Raw genomic sequence first — 15,206 nt, 5'->3', positions numbered from 1 at the left:
CACAAAAAAGTGGCTACCCTCCCCCGGACCTCCCCGGCTCACCCCAGCCCGCGCCCGAACCCCAAGTCGGTTCGCGGCAAGGGGAGTTGAAGGCTCGCCGCGCTGTATCCGACGCCCGTGACCGGGCCCTCGCCCGATACGGCGGTCAGCGACCAGACGCGGCCGTCGCCGGTGTCTTCGCCGGGTGCCGCCGCATGGAGTTCGGCCGCGCCATCGCCGTTGACGTCGCGCAGGACGACGCGGGCGCCGAAGCCGTCCTCGGCCTCGTTGCTGCCGGGCACTCCGGGCGTGCCCTGGTTCCAACCGCGGGAGCGGGCCGCGCCGAGCCCGCTGGGCGTGCCGTACAGGAGCGTGAGGCTGCCGACCGCAGGCGTGGCCCCGATCGCCTCACCCGGTGCGCCCACGGCAAGGTCCGCGTACCCGTCGGCGTCGGCGTCGGCCGCCGAGAGCGCCTGTCCGAAGGCGTCGTCGCGTTCGGATTCCGCGGCGCCGCTGCCGGGGACGCCGGGTGTCTCCTGACTGAGGTCTACCGGTGGCCGGTCGCCGGCCAGCCCGCGCGGCCCGCCGTACAGCACCCGTACCGTGCCGCCGACCCCAGTCGCGATCGGGTACTGCGGCTCCCAGTCGGGGTCGTCGGGGCCGACGCTCACCGCACCACCGAGTGCGAGGTCGGCGTAGCCGTCGCCGTCGAAGTCGCCGGCCGCTGCGGCGTGGCCGCCGCTCTCCCGGTGCCAGCCGGCGGCGCGGGTCAGGCCGGTGGGTGTGCCGCGGAGCAGGGCCGTGCCGTCGCCTTCGAGGCCGAGCCAGGGCGCCGCCACGTCGGCCCGTCCGTCGCCGTCGAAGTCCCCCACGGCGAGCCCGACCACGCTGCTGAAGTGCATGATGCCGGTGTCGGTGAGCCGGGTCAGCGGGGCGGGGGTGCGGCCCGGCGCGAACGGGCCGCGGGCCAGCGCCAGGGAGTCCACTTCCTCGCCGTCGTTGGCTGCCACCACGTCAAGCGCCCCGTCACCGTCGACGTCGGCGACCGCCACACCGCGCCCGCCGACGCCCCCGTACGCCAGGTCGCCGGGCAGGTCGGTGGCGCCGCCGGTGCCGGTGGCCGCGCCCCACACGATGGTGATCCGTCCGCCGCCCTCGTACGGGCCGTCCTCCCCCGGCGTGCCGATGACGAGGTCAGCGTAGCCGTCCCGGTTGAGGTCGGCGCTGGTGTGCTGGGTGCCGAACCCGTCGTACGGCTCCGCGGCACCGGGCACGCCGGAGCTGTTCTGGCTGACGGTCCAGCGCCCGGCAGGTTCCACACCGGCCGCCGAGCCCGGCACCACGGCCAGATAGCCGGCGCCCTGCTGACCTGCGACGGTGCCGTTCGGCACGCCGATGACGACCTCGCGGTAGCCGTCGCCGTCGAGGTCGTACGGCTGCGCCGGGCGCGACGTCGCCGCATGTGCCGCGGGGGCCCCGGACGGGGTCAGGACGGTGGCGGCAACGAGGGCGATCAGGGCCGGGGCCAGGGCGGGGGTGCGCTGGTGCATGGGTCCTCCGACGTGAACGGGGCGAGCCGGGCACGGCACGTTCAGCTCTTCGTCACCCCTGCTTGGGGCGTGGTCGGCCGGCTGCTTGCACGAGAGGGGACTGCTGGGCGCCGGCGAGGGTTGTACGGAAGGGCGCCGTCCGCCCGCCTCGCCCGGCGCCGTTCCGAGGCCGCCGCCGGCGGAGTACGGGCCCGGGGGCGGGCGGCCTCGGCCGGCGGGGGATGATGGGGCACATGCGGACCCGACCTGTCTTGATCTACGACGGTGACTGCGCCTTCTGCACCCGTTGTGTGGCCTTCGTCGAGCACCGGGTCAGGCCGCGGTGCGATGTGACGGCCTGGCAGTTCGCTGACCTGGCCGGACTCGGCACCACCCGGGCCAGGGCCGAGCACGAGTTGCTGTGGGTCGCCCCGTCCGGGCAGGTCCACGGCGGGGTGATGGCCGTCGCCAAGCTGCTGCTCAACGCGGGGCGCGGCTGGGCCTCGCTGGGCGCGCTGCTCAGCCTGCCGCCGCTGCGGTGGATCGGCCACGGCGTCTACCGGCTGGTGGCGAACAACCGGCAGCGGATGCCGGGTGGCACCGCGGCCTGCGCGGTGCGGCGGTCCGCGGGCCCGAGCTGAGGGACGGGCGCACCGGAGCCTGTGCGCGGGGGCCGTCGCGCGGGCCGTCATCGCCGGAGCGCAGCGCCCCCGGCCGGTCACCGCCGGCCGGGGGCACCTTCCTTGGTGAGGACGCCCGCCACCCCCGAGGCGGGCGTCCTCGCATGTGGGGAGCGTCCGTCACGCTCCCGGTGGGGTGGCTACGGCTTGCGCGCCACCGCGGCGTACAGCGAAACGTCCGCGTCCGTGACGTCGCCGTCGGTCTCGGCGTCCGGCTGCCAGCGGTGCGGCACCTCCACGCCGGGCTCGACCAGTTCGAGGCCGGTGAAGAACCGTTCGACCTCGGCGCGCGAGCGGGTCTGGGCGGGAATGCCCCCGCGGTGGTAGACGTCCACCACCCGCGCCCACACGTCGGGGGCGAAGTCCGAGGTGACGTGCGAGATGACCAGGTAGCTGCCGGAGGCCAGCTCGGCGACCATCCGCTGGACGAGTTCGTACGCGTGGAACTCGTCCGGTACGAAGTGCAGCAGCGCGTTGAGCGACAGCGCCACCGGCTGGCTCATGTCCAGCGTCTCGTGCAGCTCGTCGGCCGAGAAGATCTTCTCCGGCTCGCGTACGTCCGCGTGGATGTAGGCCGTACGCCCCTCCCGGCTGCTGCGCAGCAGCGCCTGGGCGTGGGTCAGCACGATGGGGTCGTTGTCGGCGTAGACCACCCGCGCCTGTGGGTCCACACCCTGCGCGACCTGGTGCAGGTTGGGCTCGGTGGGAATGCCGGTGCCGACGTCGAGGAACTGGCGGACGCCGGCGCCGGCCAGGTAGCGGGTGGCGCGGTGCATGAAGCGGCGGTTGGTGCCGGCGCAGATCTTGATGCCCGGGTTGATCTCTATGACCTTCTCGGCAGCCTGCTGATCCACCTCGTAGTGGTCCTTGCCACCGAGGTAGTAGTCGTACATGCGCGCCGGATGCGGCTTGCTGGTGTCGATCCGGCTCGCTGCGCGACCGAGTTCGGTCATCTGGTCCTCCGGTTCCTGATGCTGTCGCCGCCGCGGGCTGATCGAGGGCTGCGCCCGCGGTGGTGGTGCGGCACTGTCGGGGGTGGGCGGGGGGGGTGCCCGGGGGTGCTAGGTGAGCAGGAAGTCCGCCTGGCCGCCCTTGGCGCCGTGCAGGAACTGCTCCATCTCACGAACGGTGTAGATCAGTGCGGGCCCGTCGGGGTCGGTGGACTGTCGCAGCGCCACCCGCCCGTCGGCAAGCTTCATCACTTCGACGCAACTGCCACCGTTGGGGCCGCTCCAGGGCTTGCGCCAGCCATCGGCGCCGAGCGCGCTGGCGGGCATGCCGTTGTAGACATGGTCGGTGTCTGCCACGGATTTGTTCACGGTCAAAGCTCCTTGCGAAGGTCACCGAGGAAGGCCCCGGTGCGTGGTGCTGGGACGGCCTGCGTGCCCATGCGGTCCAGGGCTTCGAGGTAGGCCGCCACGTCGGCGCGTTCGTCGAGGTACGAGGCGCTGGTCAGGCCCTCGTTGTAGACCACGTCGGGCAGTTCCGGCACCCGGAACCTGAACAGGTGGAACGGTCCGAACATCCCCGGGTGCGGCCCGGAGCTGAACGGAACGATCTGGAGCGTCACGTTGGGGAGTTCGAGTGATTCGATGATCCGGTCGATCTGGGCGCGCATCACGTCCGCGTCCCCGACCGGGCGGCGGACCACGGTCTCGTCCACGATGGCCCACAGGCGCGGGGCGTCGGGTCCGGTGAGCAGTTGCTGGCGTTCCAGGCGCAGCTCGACCCGGCGGTCGAGCTCTTCTTCGCTCGCGTGCGGGAAGCCGACGCGCAGCAGCGCCCTTGCGTAGTCGGCGGTCTGCAACAGGCCGGGGACGAAGTGCGGTTCGTAGGTGCGGATGAGGCTGGCCGCGCCTTCCAGGCTGACGTAGAGGCTGAACCAGTCGGGCAGGACGTCGCGGAACCGGTGCCACCAGCCGGGTTGGTTGGCTTCGCCTGCCAACTCCAGGAAGGGGCCCACCTCGTCGTCCGGGACGCCGTAGGTGCGCAGCAGCTTCTCCACGTACGGCAGCTTGAGGCCGACCTCGGCCTTCTCCATCCGGCGCACCGTCGTCTGGTTGACGTGCAGCGCCTTCGCCGCCTCCTCGAACGTGACCCCGGCCTTCTCCCGGAGGTCACGCAGCCGCATGCCGAGGACTATCTGCCCGACCGTCGGGGCAGATCGCGCCTCACCCACATCGCACCTCCGCATATGGCTTGTTCAATGCAGTGTGCCACGGTTCCGCTGACACCAACAGACTGCGCTCGCTATTCTGCATTTCGCAGAGTGCCCCTTGCTGACTGAGTGAGGCAGCGATCATAGAGATATGGCCACCCCCCGCTTCACGGTCTTGGCCCGGCGACCCTCCCGAGCCGTCCACTCCTTGTGTTCCGCCCCGCAACACCCCTCCCCCCGCAGGCACATGGAAGGCAAACGGCCGTGATCGCTCCTGACCTGTCGCCCACCCCGCTGGCGCCCGGCAGCACCGACATACCCCCTCGGGAGGCGTTCCACCTCCCGGCCGAGCGCGCGGCGGTCTCCGACGCGCGGCACCGCGTCCGCGCGTGGCTGAGCCGCAAGGATGTTTCCGAAGACGCCAGGGACACGGCCCAGTTGGTGATATCAGAGCTCGTCACCAACGCCGTCGTACACACCAGCAGCACCTCTATCTCCTGCGTGCTCCAGGCCGTGCGCGGCCAGTTGCGGATAGAGGTGCGGGATCAGGGTGGCTGCGCCACCCGCCCCGTGCCGCGCGATGCGGCCATGGGTGACGAGCACGGCCGCGGCCTGCTGCTCGTGGAGACGCTCGCCGACACCTGGGGCGTGGTGCACGGCGAACGAGGAACGGGCCGCACCGTCTGGGCGGCCCTTCCCACACATTCCGTCTAGTCCGCCGTACGGCACACGTCCCGTACGGCACTCAATATGTGACGTCGCATCAATTACTCCATCACACAGCGACCGCTCCCCCGCCACCGATCCACGGGGCGGGCGGGTCAGCCGCTGGACATCGCAAGGCCCATGAGCATCACCAGCACCAGCGGGACCGCCGCGACGACCAGGGCGGAAGACAGCAGGCCCATGCGCAGGCCGTGCAGCACGGGGCGCGGGGGAAGCACCCAGCCGGCCGCGAACAGCGACGCGGCGAAGATCATGATCACTGACAAGCCGTTGTCGGTGCCCTCCCAGAACCAGACGAACTCCAGAGACAGGAACAGCAGGCCGGTCAGCGTGACGGCCAGGGGCGCCTTCCACAGGGTGGGACGCACGGTAGGGGATGTCGTGTCCTCGGGCATGTCACCGACTCCATCATGCGCGTGCCCGCCAGGGACCCGGTGGGGTACTCACCCCGCGGGGGCGCCCGTACTCATGCCAACCAGGCTGTGGGGCAGGCGCGTTGGACGCAAGGGGGGGGCACCGGGCCAGGGGAACGCGGTGACACCGGCACGCGCCGGAGCCGTGTCACCCTGGCCCGACGGAGGCCCGTCCCGCACGTTGGGATGCGGGGCCCGTCCCGCACGTTGGGGTGTCGGGTCCACCTCACGGGCCGGGGTGCCGGGTCCGCCCCGGCGCTCTCCCGCCGAGCCGGGGCCTGAGTGCCTAGCCGCCGAGCACCCGCCGTAGGTCGTAGCTGACGGGTTCCTCCAGTTGGCGGTAGTCGCAGCCCTCCGGCTCCCGGTCGGGTCGCCAGCGGCGGAACTGGGTGGTGTGGCGGAAGCGGTCGCCCTCCATGTGGTCGTAGGCCACCTCACAGACCCGCTCGGGGCGCAGCGGAATCCAGGACAGGTCCTTGCCGCTGCTCCACCGGCTCGGCGCGCCCGGCATCCTGCTGTGCGCGTGGGCGCTCTCCTCTCCCCACTCCGCCCATGGGTGCCCCGCGGCGTCCGCCATCCGTAGCGGCTCCAACTCCCGCATCAGTGACTCGCGTTGGCGCATCGGGAAGGAGGCGCAGACGCCCACGTGCTGGAGCCGGCCGGCGTCGTCGTACAGGCCGAGGAGCAGCGAACCGACGACCGGACCGCTCTTGTGCGGGCGCAGGCCGGCCACCACGCAGTCCGCCGTGCGCTCGTGTTTGACCTTGACCATGGTCCGCTCGCCCGGCCGATAGGGAAGATCAGGCCGTTTCGCGATGATGCCGTCGAGCCCGGCGCCCTCGAACTGCTGGAACCACTCGTGCGCACGTGCCAGATCGGCGGTGACCGGTGCCAGGTGGACGGGGGGTGCGGCGTCCCGCAGGGCGTCGGCGAGCGCCGCGCGGCGCTCCTGCTGCGGGGCTTCTAGCAGGGTGCGGTCCCCCAGCGCCAGCAGGTCGAAGGCGACCAGGCTGGCCGGGGTGGTCTCGGCCAGCAGCCGTACCCGGGAGGCGGCCGGGTGGATGCGGCCGAGCAGGGCCTCGAAGTCGAGCCGGTCGTCCCGGGTGATGATGATCTCGCCGTCGATGACGCAGCGCTCGGGCAGGTTGGCGCGCAGCGCCTCGACGAGTTCGGGGAAGTAGCGGGTGAGCGGCTTGGTGGAGCGGCTGCCGAGTTCCACCTCGGCGCCGTCCCGGAAGACGACGGCACGGAAGCCGTCCCACTTGGCCTCGTAGTTCATCCCTGGCGGGATCTTCGCCGCGGGCTTGGCCAGCATCGGCCGCACCGGCGGCATCACCGGAAGGTCCATGGTGTGGATTGTGCGGCCCCCGGCCCCGGCGCGCCCGCCGAGCCGGCGGCCACCCGCCCCCGCCGCGAACCCGCCCGGCCCGCCTGCTCCTCACCTCAACCCACCCGGCGGGGTCACCCGGCCACCCACCCCGCCGAACAAGCAGCCAGCCAGGTCACCCAGCCGAGCCAGCCAGCCCGGTCTCGCGGCCACCCCGGCCACAGCTCCGGGCCCGGGCTGACCCGCCCCGGCCCCGCGGCAGCCCCCACGGCCGGGCCCCAGCCCCGCCCGCGCCCGGCACCGTGTCGACAGGCGCGCCGCCCCGTACCGACCTAGCGTGGCTGCATGGGAGAGGCCCTGGAGCTCACGGTCGGTGAGCGCACCGTACGCGTGTCACACCCGGACAAGGTGTACTTCCCCGAGCGCGGGTTCACCAAGGAGGACGTGGTGCGCTACTACCTCGCGGTCGGGGCGGGGGTGCTGCGTGCGCTGCGGGACCGGCCGACGACGCTGGAGCGGTACCCGGACGGGGTAGCCGGCGAGTCGTTCTTCCAGAAGCGGGCGCCGCGCAACCTGCCGGAGTGGATACCCACCGGCCGCATCGCCTTCCCCAGCGGCCGGTACGCGGACGAGCTGTGCCCCACCGAGGTCGCGGCCGTGGTGTGGGCGGCCAACCTGGGCACCTTCACCTTCCACCCGTGGCCGGTGCGCCGCATGGACACCGACCACCCCGACGAGCTGCGCATCGACCTCGATCCGCAACCGGGCACGGACTTCGCGGACGCCGTGCGCACCGCCCACGAGCTGCGCGACGTCCTGGACGGGCTCGGGCTGCGCGGCTGGCCGAAGACCTCGGGCGGGCGCGGGCTGCACGTGTATGTCCCGATCGCCCCGCGGTGGACGTTCGTGCAGGTCAGGCGGAGTGCCATCGCCATCGCGCGGGAGCTTGAGCGCCGTGCACCGAGCCGGGTGACGACCTCCTGGTGGAAGGAGGAACGGGGCGCGAAGATCTTCGTGGACTACAACCAGACCGCCAGGGACCGGACGATCGCGAGCGCCTATTCGGTGCGCCCGCGCCCGCACGCACCGGTCTCGGCCCCGCTGCGCTGGTCGGAACTTGACGACGCCCAGCCGCGCGACTTCGACCTGGCGACGATGCCCACCCGCTTCGCCGAGCTCGGCGACGTGCACGCGGACCTGGAGGACCACGCCTACGACCTGGCGGCGGCCCTGGAGCTGGCCGCCAGGGACGAGCGCGACCACGGGCTCGGCGACCTGCCGTACCCGCCGGACCATCCGAAGATGCAGGGCGAGCCGAAGCGGGTCCAACCGAGCCGGGCCAAGCACTGAGCGCAGGCGGGTCGCCGCACGGGGCCCGCCCTACGCTCCGGCCGAGCAGCCGGGCCGCCGCCTGGACCGAGGCCGTACGGCGGACCGGCGGCCAGCCGGCCGGGCGCACGCACAGGGGCGGCGGCCAGGCGGAAGCGCGTACGGCGATGCGGCCGGGCGCGACGGAGCGGCGAGGAGTACGAGGGAGCACGTGGAGTCGGAAGGAGGTCGGGCCGTGGAGCCGGTGCACGCGCTGGAGCGCATCGCGTTCCTGCTGGAGCGCGCGGACGCCGAGACCTACCGCGTACGGGCCTTCCGCACGGCTGCCGCGGCCCTGACCGAGCTGGGCGCCGCGGAGGTGGCGCGCCGGGCGGAGGCGGGCACCCTGCGGGCGGTCAAGGGGCTCGGGCCCAAGACCGTGGCCGTCGTCCAGCAGGCCCTGGCCGGCGGGGTGCCGGAGTACCTGGAACGGCTGGAGAAGGACGCGGACCGGCCGCTGGCCGCCGGGGGCGATGCGGTGCGCGCCGCACTACGGGGCGACTGCCACCTCCATTCGGATTGGTCGGACGGCGGCAGCCCGATCGCCCTCATGGCGCGTACCGCGGCCGACCTCGGCCACGCCTGGGCGGTGCTCACCGACCACTCGCCGCGCCTGACGATCGCCAACGGGCTGAGCGCCGAGCGGCTGCGCGAACAGCTCGCGGTGGTGGCCTCGCTCGAACCCGAGCTGGCGCCGTTCCGGCTGCTCACCGGCATCGAGTGCGACATCCTGGACGACGGGTCGCTGGACCAGGAGCGGGACCTGCTCGACGAGCTCGACGTGGTGGTGGCCTCCGTCCACTCCAAGCTGCGCATGGACGGCGCGGCGATGACCAGGCGGCTGCTGACCGCGGTGCGCGATCCGCTGGTCGACGTGCTCGGGCACTGCACCGGGCGGCTGGTGACGGGGCGCGGCCGGCCGCCCTCCGCCTTCGACGCCGATGCGGTGTTCGCCGCGTGTGCCGAGGCGGGCACCGCGGTGGAGATCAACTGCCGTCCCGACCGGCTCGACCCGCCCCGTCCGCTGCTGCGCAAGGCGGTGGCGGCCGGGGTGTACTTCGCCATCGACAGCGACGCGCACGCGCCCGGCCAGTTGGACTGGCTGTCCTACGGCTGCGCCCGGGCCGCCGAGTGCGAAGTGCCCGTCGAGCGGGTCATCAACACCTGGACCGCACGCCAGCTCACCGCCTGGACGCGTACCCGCAAACCCCCCGCCCGCGCCGCCGCCCGGCCATCACGGACCTAGGACGCGTTCCTCCCCGTACCCCCGACCGAACAGTTCGTCGCACGCCTCGTCGAAAGGGCCCGCACCATGCGCTCGATGTGGAAGGGAGCCATCGGCTTCGGTCTGGTCTCCATCCAGGTGAGGCTGTATCCGGCGACCGAGGAACACGGCGTCAGGCTGCACCAGGTGCACACCGCCGACGGCGGGCGCATCCGGATGAAGCGCATGTGCGAGCAGTGCGGCCAGCAGATCGAGTACGCGGACATCGCCAAGGGTTACGAGGACGTCGACGGCCGTACGGCGGTGCTGACCGATGACGACCTGACCGAGTTGCCGCTGCCGAGCAAGCAGCTCATCGACGTCATCGCGTTCATCGACGCGGCCGAGATCGATCCGCTGCGGCTCTCCCGCGCCTACTACGTGGGGGCCGACTCGCCCGCCGCGGCCAAGCCGTACGTCCTGCTGCGCGAGGCGCTGACGGACAGCGGGCGGGTCGCGGTGTCCAAGGTGGCGCTGCGCACCCGGGAGTCGCTGGCCGTGCTGCGCGTGCACGAGGACGTGCTGGTGTTGCACACGATGCACTGGCCCGACGAGATCCGCGCCGCGGGCGGGCTCGCCCCCGCCGACAACGTGACGGTCAGGCCGCAGGAGCTGAAGATGGCCACCTCCCTGATGGACACCCTCTCGGAGGACTTCGACCTCGACTCGCTGCACGACGACTACCAGGCGGCGCTCGACGAACTGGTCGCCGCCCGACTCGAAGGCAAGGCGCCGCCGTCGCCCGAGGGCACGGAGCCGCCGCCGGACAACGTCGTGGACCTGATGTCCGCGCTCCAGGCGTCCATCGACGCGCGCGGGGGCGAGGGTGGCCGGGGCCGCGCCAAGAAGGCCGCGGGTACGCGCGCGAAGAAGAGCACGGCGGCCAAGAAGACCACCGGCACCAAGGGCGGCGGCTCGGGGCGTACGGCCAAGACGGCGAAGTCCGCCGCGAAGAAGACCGGCTCGGCGGGGTCAGGGCGGACGGCCAAGTCGGCGTCGGCCAAGTCCGCCAAACCCACCGAGCGAACCACGCGCACCCGCAAGCACGCGTGAGCTCACGGGCGCCCGCACACGGGCCGCGAGCCGCCCGCGCCGGCCCGGCCGGAGCCCCCTGCGACAGAGCGGCGGCACCGTGTCGGCGGAGGTGTACGAGGCACGTGAGGTGTACGGCAGGTGGGCCGGGCGAGGACGCAGGGTGGGCCGGGGCGTCCGCGTGCGCGTACGCGCACGCCGCGAGCGACCGGCCCACCGTGCACGGCCCGGCTACGGCACCACCACGATCTTGCGCCCGATGCCGGCCCGGAACTGCTCCAGGGCCTGCGGGTACTGCTCCAGCGGCAGCCGGTCGCTGATGAAGACGGACGGGTCGAGCACGCCGGACGCGAAGAGGGCTGCGGCCCGCTCGTAGCTGTGCAGGACCGCCATCGAGCCGGTGATGGTGATCTCCTGGTTGTAGATGCGGTACGGCTCGATCGTTGCCCTGGTCGCGTAGTCGGCCACGCCGAACTGGAGGAACGTCCCTGCCTTGGCGACCCGCTGGAGACCGTCCTGGATGGCCCCCGCGTGTCCGGTGGCGTCGATGACCACGTCCCAGCCGCGCGGCTGCTCCAACTCATCGGCCGCAGCCGCCGAGCGCGAACAGCCCAGGGCGCGGGCGGTGGCGAGCCGGTCCGGGTTGAGGTCGAGCACGTCGACGCTGACCGCCCCGGTCCGCTTGGCCAACTCCAGCATCATCAGGCCCATGGTGCCGCTGCCGTAGATGAGGACCTCTGCGCCCAGGTTGCTCTTCAGCACGTCGTAGCCGCGTACGGCGCAGGACAGCGGCTCGATGAGGGCGGCGTCCTGGAGGCCCACGTGGTCGGGGAGCTTGACGCAGTTGCCGACCGGCGCCAGGGCGTACTCGGCGGCGCCGCCCGCCACGGAGACGCCGATCGCGTTCCAGTTGTCGCACAGGTTGCCGCGGCCGATCCGGCAGTAGCGGCACTCGTGACAGTGCAGGGACGGGTCGACGGCCACCCGGTCGCCGAGCGCGAGTTCGGTGACCTCGCTGCCGAGCCCGACCACCTCGCCGGCGAACTCGTGCCCTGGCACGATCGGCAGGGTGGGCGCGAACTCGCCCTCCAGGATGTGCAGGTCCGTGCCGCACAGACCACAGGCTGCGACATCCACGACGACCTCACGCGGCCCCGGCGTAGGGTCGGGGACGGTCGCCACGGTGACCTTGCCGACGGCCTCGATGAGTGCGGTCCTCATTGTTTCACTGCTCCTAGCGACAGGCCCTGGACGAGCTTGTCCTGGGCGGCGAACCCGGCGGCGAGCACCGGGAGGGAGATCACGACGGACGCTGCGCAGACCTTGGCCAGGAACTGGCCCTGGCTGGTGATGAAGCTGGTGAGGAAGACCGGCGCGGTCTGCGCGCGGACGCCGGTCAGTACGCGGGCGAAGAGCATCTCGTTCCAACTGAAGATGAAGCAGATCAGCGAGGTGGCGGCGATGCCGGGCCCGGCGACGGGGGCGACCACCCGGGCCAGGATGGTGCGCAGCGGGGCCCCGTCGAGCTGGGCGGCCTCGATGATCGCCACCGGGACGTCGGCCAGGAAGGACTGCATCATCCACACCGCGATCGGCAGGTTCATCGAGGTGTAGAGGATGACCAGCAGCCAGATGTTGTCGAGCATCCCGACGTTCTTGGCGAACAGGTAGATGGGCAGCAGCCCGGCGACCACCGGCAGCATCTTGGTGGAGAGGAAGAAGAACAGCACGTCGGTCCACTTGCGCACCGGGCGCAGGGACAGGGCGTACGCGGCGGGCAGCGCGAGTACCAGGACCAGCAGGGTGGAGACGACGCTGGCGGTCAGCGAGTTGATGAGCGAGGGCCAGGGGCTGGCGCCGTCGTCGGCCCCGAAGAAGGCGCGGTAGCCGTCCCAGGTCAGCGAGGCGCCCAGGGCGGGTGGGTTGGTGGCCGCGTCCTTCTCCGAGTGCAGGGAGGTCAGCGCCATCCAGGCCACCGGCAGGAAGAAGACGAGGCCGGCCAGCCAGGCGAGCAGGCCGAGGGCCGCGCCGCGGCGGCGTGCCGTGCGCCGCGGCCCGGCCGGTGTGCGGCGCCGGGGTACGGGCCGGGTGGGTGGCGGTGCCGTGGGGGCGTCGGCGGTGGCGGTCATGAGCGGGACGCCTCCTCGGTGAACAGGGACGAGACCACCCGGAGTGCGAAGGTGGCGATGATGATCGAGCCGATGACGACGAGCACGCCGGCGGCGGACGCCTGGCCGTACTCATGGGCCTGGTAGAAGGTCTGGTAGATGGTGTACGGCAGGTTGGCCGTGTCCAGGCCGCCCGAGGTGATGGTGAACACGGCGTCGAAGTTCTGCACGATGTACACCGAGCCCAGCAGCACGCCGAGTTCGAGGTAGCGCCGCAGGTGCGGCAGGGTGAGGTAGCGGAAGATCTGCCAGTTGCCCGCGCCGTCGATCCGGGCGGCCTCGATCATGTCCGTCGGCCGGCTCTGCAACCCGGCCAGCAGGATCAGCATCATGAACGGGGTCCACTGCCACACCAGGGACACTTCGACGGCCAGCAGCGGCATTTCGGAGACCCAGTCGGGCTGGGGCGGACTGTCGTCGCCGAAGCGCGCGCACACCCACGTCAAAGCGCCGTTGAGTAGGCCGTAGTTGGGGTTGTACAGGACGTGCTTCCACAGCAGGGCGGCGGCGACCGGGACGATCAGGAAGGGCGCGATGAGCAGGGTGCGGACGATGCCGCGGCCCCGGAACTTGCGGTCGAGCAGCAGGGCGAGCAGCAGCCCGAGGACGACGGTGACCAGGACGACGGTGGCCGTCAGCAGGGCGGTGGTGAGGACCGACTCGCGGAGCGCGGCGTCCTCGGCGGCGTGCCGGTAGTTGCTCAGTCCGGTGAAGCGGCGCTCGTCGGGCTCCAGGGAGTTCCAGTCGAAGAGCGAGATCACCAGGGTGGCGACGAAGGGGAGTTGGGTGACGGCGATGAGGAAGACCAGGGCGGGCAGCAGGGGGGCGCGGGTGGCCCACGCCTTGAGTCGGCCCGGTGGCTGGTGCGTGCGGGCGGCCGAGGTCGCGGGCGGCTTCGGGGCGCCGGCGGTGGGCTGCCCGGTGGTGGGTGCGCTCATCGGTCCTGGTACTCCTCACCGACCTGCTCGGCCAGTCGCTGGGAGGCACGCAGGGCCGTGCGTACGGACTGGCGCCCGGCGATGGCGGAGCTGATCTCCTGGGAGACCTTGGTGCCGAGGTCGGTGAACTCGGGGATGCCGACGAACTGGATGCCGGCCGCGGGCCGCGGCTGCACGCCGGGGTCGCGCGGCTTGGTGGCGGCGATGGAGCGGTGCGTGATGTCGGCGAACGCCCGGGCGGCGGCCCGGTATTCGGGGCGGGCGTAGGTGGAGGCCCGTTTCCCCGCCGGCACGTTGGCCCAGCCGCTCTCCCGGCCCACCAACTCCTCGTACTCCTTGCTTGAGGCCCAGGAGATGAAGCGCCAGGCGTCGTCGGACTTCTTGGACGCCTTCTGCATGCCCCAGGCCCAGGTGTAGAGCCAGCCGGAGTCGGTCGTCTTGTTCACCGGCGCCTTGACGTAGCCGATCTTTCCCTTGACCCGGGATTCGGGGCCCTCCAGGCTGCCGGCCGCCGCGGTGGCGTCGTACCACATGGCGGCCTTGCCCAACACCATGTTGAGCAGGCACTCGGCGTATCCGGACTGTGCGGCGCCGCTCTGGCCGTGCTTGCGCACCAGGTCGACGTAGAACTCGGTGGCGTTGACGAACTCCGGCGCGGTCAGCCGGGCCTGCCAGCCCTTGTCGAACCAGGTGCCGCCGAAGGTGTTCACCACGGTGGTCAGCGGTGCGGTCAACTCGCCCCAACCGGGCATGCCGCGCAGGCAGATGCCCTTCATGCCGGGGCGGGCGCCGTCGAGGTCGGCGGCGAGGTCGGCCACCTGCTGCCAGGTCGGGTTGGCCGGCATGGTGAGGCCGCGCTCGGCGAAGACGTCCTTGCGGTACATCAGGAAGGAGGACTCGCCGTAGAAGGGTTCGGCATAGACCTTGCCGTCGTCGGCGGTCAGCGACTGCCGTACCGGGGCCAGGACGTCCTGCTGGTCGAAGGCGGGGTCATCGGCGAGGTAGGGCCCCAGGTCGCGTAACCAGCCGTGGCGGGAGAAGAAGGGCACTTCGAAATTGCTGATGGTGGCGACGTCGTACTGTCCCGCTTGGTTGGAGAAGTCCTGGCTGATCTTGTCCCGGACATCGTTTTCCGGCAGGACGGTGAAATTGACCTTGATGCCCGTAGCCCGGGTGAAGTGCCGTTTGGTCAGCTTCTGTAACTCCGTCATCTGCGGGTTGTTGACCATCAGCACGTTGATGGCGTCGCCGCCGAAGAGCGAGGAGCCGCCTGCGCCGACGTACCCCTCGCACCCGGCGCACGCTGCGATGAGCACCCCCGCCGAGGCGGCGGCGACCAGCGCGCGGACGCCGCGCCGGCTCTGGATGGACATGGGTCCTCCCCGTCGATCGGTCTGTCGAGTCGTGGTGGGCGCGCCGGCCGCCCGGCCCGCAACCCGCCCCAGCGACGGGTGACCGTACGGGCGGCGGGTGGATACGGGCATGCGCGGTCACCGCACGGCGGTGCCACCGCGACCGGTGGGACGAGGTGGCGCGGCGGGAGGTCGGGCGGCCGGGTGGGGCTGCTGGGGTGGGGGGCTGGTGGGGCTACTGGGCACGTCGCGCCTCTGCACTGTCGGTGAGT

The 15,206-nt window shown here is 72.1% G+C and carries 15 protein-coding genes; 5 read left to right on the top strand and 10 right to left on the bottom strand.

Annotation, left to right across the window (positions count from 1 at the left end; genetic code table 11):
• Positions 1-38 precede the first annotated feature (38 nt).
• Complete coding sequence (locus ACMA1D_RS11000) at positions 39-1,529, bottom strand: FG-GAP-like repeat-containing protein (RefSeq protein WP_414723703.1); 1,491 nt, start codon at positions 1,527-1,529, stop codon at positions 39-41.
• Between the two features lie 233 nt (positions 1,530-1,762).
• On the opposite strand from ACMA1D_RS11000, the gene ACMA1D_RS10995 reads away from it, so the two are divergent.
• Positions 1,763-2,149 (top strand): thiol-disulfide oxidoreductase DCC family protein, encoded by a 387-nt coding sequence (locus ACMA1D_RS10995; protein ID WP_414723702.1) that lies wholly within the window; start codon positions 1,763-1,765, stop codon positions 2,147-2,149.
• Positions 2,150-2,328: 179 nt separating this feature from the next.
• Here the strand turns inward: ACMA1D_RS10995 and ACMA1D_RS10990 are convergent, their stop codons facing one another.
• The 3 genes from ACMA1D_RS10990 to ACMA1D_RS10980 all read right to left on the bottom strand — a co-directional run bounded on the left by ACMA1D_RS10990 (position 2,329) and on the right by ACMA1D_RS10980 (position 4,367).
• Entirely contained in the window at positions 2,329-3,141 is an 813-nt protein-coding gene (locus ACMA1D_RS10990) for an SAM-dependent methyltransferase (RefSeq protein WP_414723701.1), read from the bottom strand.
• 108 nt (positions 3,142-3,249) lie between these two features.
• Positions 3,250-3,465 (bottom strand): DUF397 domain-containing protein, encoded by a 216-nt coding sequence (locus tag ACMA1D_RS10985; RefSeq protein ID WP_414723727.1) that lies wholly within the window; start codon positions 3,463-3,465, stop codon positions 3,250-3,252.
• A 44-nt stretch (positions 3,466-3,509) separates the two neighbouring features.
• On the bottom strand, positions 3,510-4,367 hold the full coding sequence (locus ACMA1D_RS10980; protein ID WP_414723700.1) for a helix-turn-helix domain-containing protein: 858 nt from the start codon (positions 4,365-4,367) through the stop codon (positions 3,510-3,512).
• A gap of 243 nt (positions 4,368-4,610) precedes the next feature.
• On the opposite strand from ACMA1D_RS10980, the gene ACMA1D_RS10975 reads away from it, so the two are divergent.
• Positions 4,611-5,060: an ATP-binding protein gene (locus tag ACMA1D_RS10975; RefSeq protein WP_414723699.1), complete on the top strand. Its 450-nt coding sequence runs from the start codon at positions 4,611-4,613 to the stop codon at positions 5,058-5,060.
• A 107-nt stretch (positions 5,061-5,167) separates the two neighbouring features.
• Here the strand turns inward: ACMA1D_RS10975 and ACMA1D_RS10970 are convergent, their stop codons facing one another.
• Positions 5,168-5,467 (bottom strand): hypothetical protein, encoded by a 300-nt coding sequence (locus ACMA1D_RS10970; protein WP_414723698.1) that lies wholly within the window; start codon positions 5,465-5,467, stop codon positions 5,168-5,170.
• A 304-nt stretch (positions 5,468-5,771) separates the two neighbouring features.
• Positions 5,772-6,833, bottom strand: a complete 1,062-nt coding sequence (locus ACMA1D_RS10965) for an ATP-dependent DNA ligase (protein WP_414723697.1) — start codon at positions 6,831-6,833, stop codon at positions 5,772-5,774.
• Positions 6,834-7,157: 324 nt separating this feature from the next.
• Here ACMA1D_RS10965 and ligD point away from each other — a divergent pair, with 324 nt between their 5' ends.
• The 3 genes from ligD (at position 7,158) to ACMA1D_RS10950 (ending at position 10,497) form a co-directional block, all read left to right on the top strand.
• Positions 7,158-8,162: a non-homologous end-joining DNA ligase gene (gene ligD, locus ACMA1D_RS10960; RefSeq protein WP_414723696.1), complete on the top strand. Its 1,005-nt coding sequence runs from the start codon at positions 7,158-7,160 to the stop codon at positions 8,160-8,162.
• A 214-nt stretch (positions 8,163-8,376) separates the two neighbouring features.
• A complete protein-coding gene (locus ACMA1D_RS10955) occupies positions 8,377-9,426 on the top strand; it encodes a PHP domain-containing protein (protein WP_414723695.1) in 1,050 nt (349 codons plus the stop codon).
• 66 nt (positions 9,427-9,492) lie between these two features.
• Complete coding sequence (locus tag ACMA1D_RS10950) at positions 9,493-10,497, top strand: Ku protein (protein WP_414723694.1); 1,005 nt, start codon at positions 9,493-9,495, stop codon at positions 10,495-10,497.
• A gap of 210 nt (positions 10,498-10,707) precedes the next feature.
• Here the strand turns inward: ACMA1D_RS10950 and ACMA1D_RS10945 are convergent, their stop codons facing one another.
• Genes ACMA1D_RS10945 through ACMA1D_RS10930 form a run of 4 tightly spaced genes read right to left on the bottom strand, consistent with a single transcriptional unit; the run spans position 10,708 to position 14,955 of the window.
• Positions 10,708-11,697, bottom strand: a complete 990-nt coding sequence (locus tag ACMA1D_RS10945) for a zinc-dependent alcohol dehydrogenase family protein (RefSeq protein ID WP_414723693.1) — start codon at positions 11,695-11,697, stop codon at positions 10,708-10,710.
• Positions 11,694-12,605 carry a carbohydrate ABC transporter permease gene (locus ACMA1D_RS10940; RefSeq protein ID WP_414723692.1) on the bottom strand — a complete coding sequence of 304 codons (912 nt, stop codon included), beginning with the start codon at positions 12,603-12,605 and terminating at the stop codon, positions 11,694-11,696. Before ACMA1D_RS10940 ends, ACMA1D_RS10945 begins: the two co-directional genes overlap by 4 nt.
• A complete protein-coding gene (locus ACMA1D_RS10935) occupies positions 12,602-13,582 on the bottom strand; it encodes a carbohydrate ABC transporter permease (RefSeq protein WP_414723691.1) in 981 nt (326 codons plus the stop codon). Before ACMA1D_RS10935 ends, ACMA1D_RS10940 begins: the two co-directional genes overlap by 4 nt.
• Positions 13,579-14,955 (bottom strand): ABC transporter substrate-binding protein, encoded by a 1,377-nt coding sequence (locus tag ACMA1D_RS10930; protein WP_414723690.1) that lies wholly within the window; start codon positions 14,953-14,955, stop codon positions 13,579-13,581. The genes ACMA1D_RS10935 and ACMA1D_RS10930 overlap by 4 nt, the downstream gene beginning before the upstream one ends.
• Between the last annotated feature and the right edge of the window lie 251 nt (positions 14,956-15,206).

Origin of the sequence: Streptomyces sp. 796.1 (assembly GCF_047525675.1) — a bacterium.
Classification (GTDB): Bacteria; Actinomycetota; Actinomycetes; order Streptomycetales; family Streptomycetaceae; genus Streptomyces.
The sequence above is the reverse complement of the archived record's forward strand: the minus strand, read 5'-3'. Positions and strand labels throughout refer to the sequence as shown.

What these genes read in the sequence shown, in the direction of transcription:
- ACMA1D_RS10965 (WP_414723697.1), bottom strand. Translation starts at nt 6,833, where the DNA reads ATGGACCTTCCGGTGATGCCGCCGGTGCGGCCGATGCTGGCCAAGCCC.
- ACMA1D_RS10940 (WP_414723692.1), bottom strand. Translation starts at nt 12,605, where the DNA reads ATGACCGCCACCGCCGACGCCCCCACGGCACCGCCACCCACCCGGCCC.
- ACMA1D_RS10945 (WP_414723693.1), bottom strand. Translation starts at nt 11,697, where the DNA reads ATGAGGACCGCACTCATCGAGGCCGTCGGCAAGGTCACCGTGGCGACC.
- ACMA1D_RS10995 (WP_414723702.1), top strand. Translation starts at nt 1,763, where the DNA reads ATGCGGACCCGACCTGTCTTGATCTACGACGGTGACTGCGCCTTCTGC.
- ACMA1D_RS10950 (WP_414723694.1), top strand. Translation starts at nt 9,493, where the DNA reads ATGCGCTCGATGTGGAAGGGAGCCATCGGCTTCGGTCTGGTCTCCATC.
- ACMA1D_RS10985 (WP_414723727.1), bottom strand. Translation starts at nt 3,465, where the DNA reads ATGCCCGCCAGCGCGCTCGGCGCCGATGGCTGGCGCAAGCCCTGGAGC.
- ligD (WP_414723696.1), top strand. Translation starts at nt 7,158, where the DNA reads ATGGGAGAGGCCCTGGAGCTCACGGTCGGTGAGCGCACCGTACGCGTG.
- ACMA1D_RS10990 (WP_414723701.1), bottom strand. Translation starts at nt 3,141, where the DNA reads ATGACCGAACTCGGTCGCGCAGCGAGCCGGATCGACACCAGCAAGCCG.
- ACMA1D_RS10935 (WP_414723691.1), bottom strand. Translation starts at nt 13,582, where the DNA reads ATGAGCGCACCCACCACCGGGCAGCCCACCGCCGGCGCCCCGAAGCCG.
- ACMA1D_RS10970 (WP_414723698.1), bottom strand. Translation starts at nt 5,467, where the DNA reads ATGCCCGAGGACACGACATCCCCTACCGTGCGTCCCACCCTGTGGAAG.
- ACMA1D_RS11000 (WP_414723703.1), bottom strand. Translation starts at nt 1,529, where the DNA reads ATGCACCAGCGCACCCCCGCCCTGGCCCCGGCCCTGATCGCCCTCGTT.
- ACMA1D_RS10930 (WP_414723690.1), bottom strand. Translation starts at nt 14,955, where the DNA reads ATGTCCATCCAGAGCCGGCGCGGCGTCCGCGCGCTGGTCGCCGCCGCC.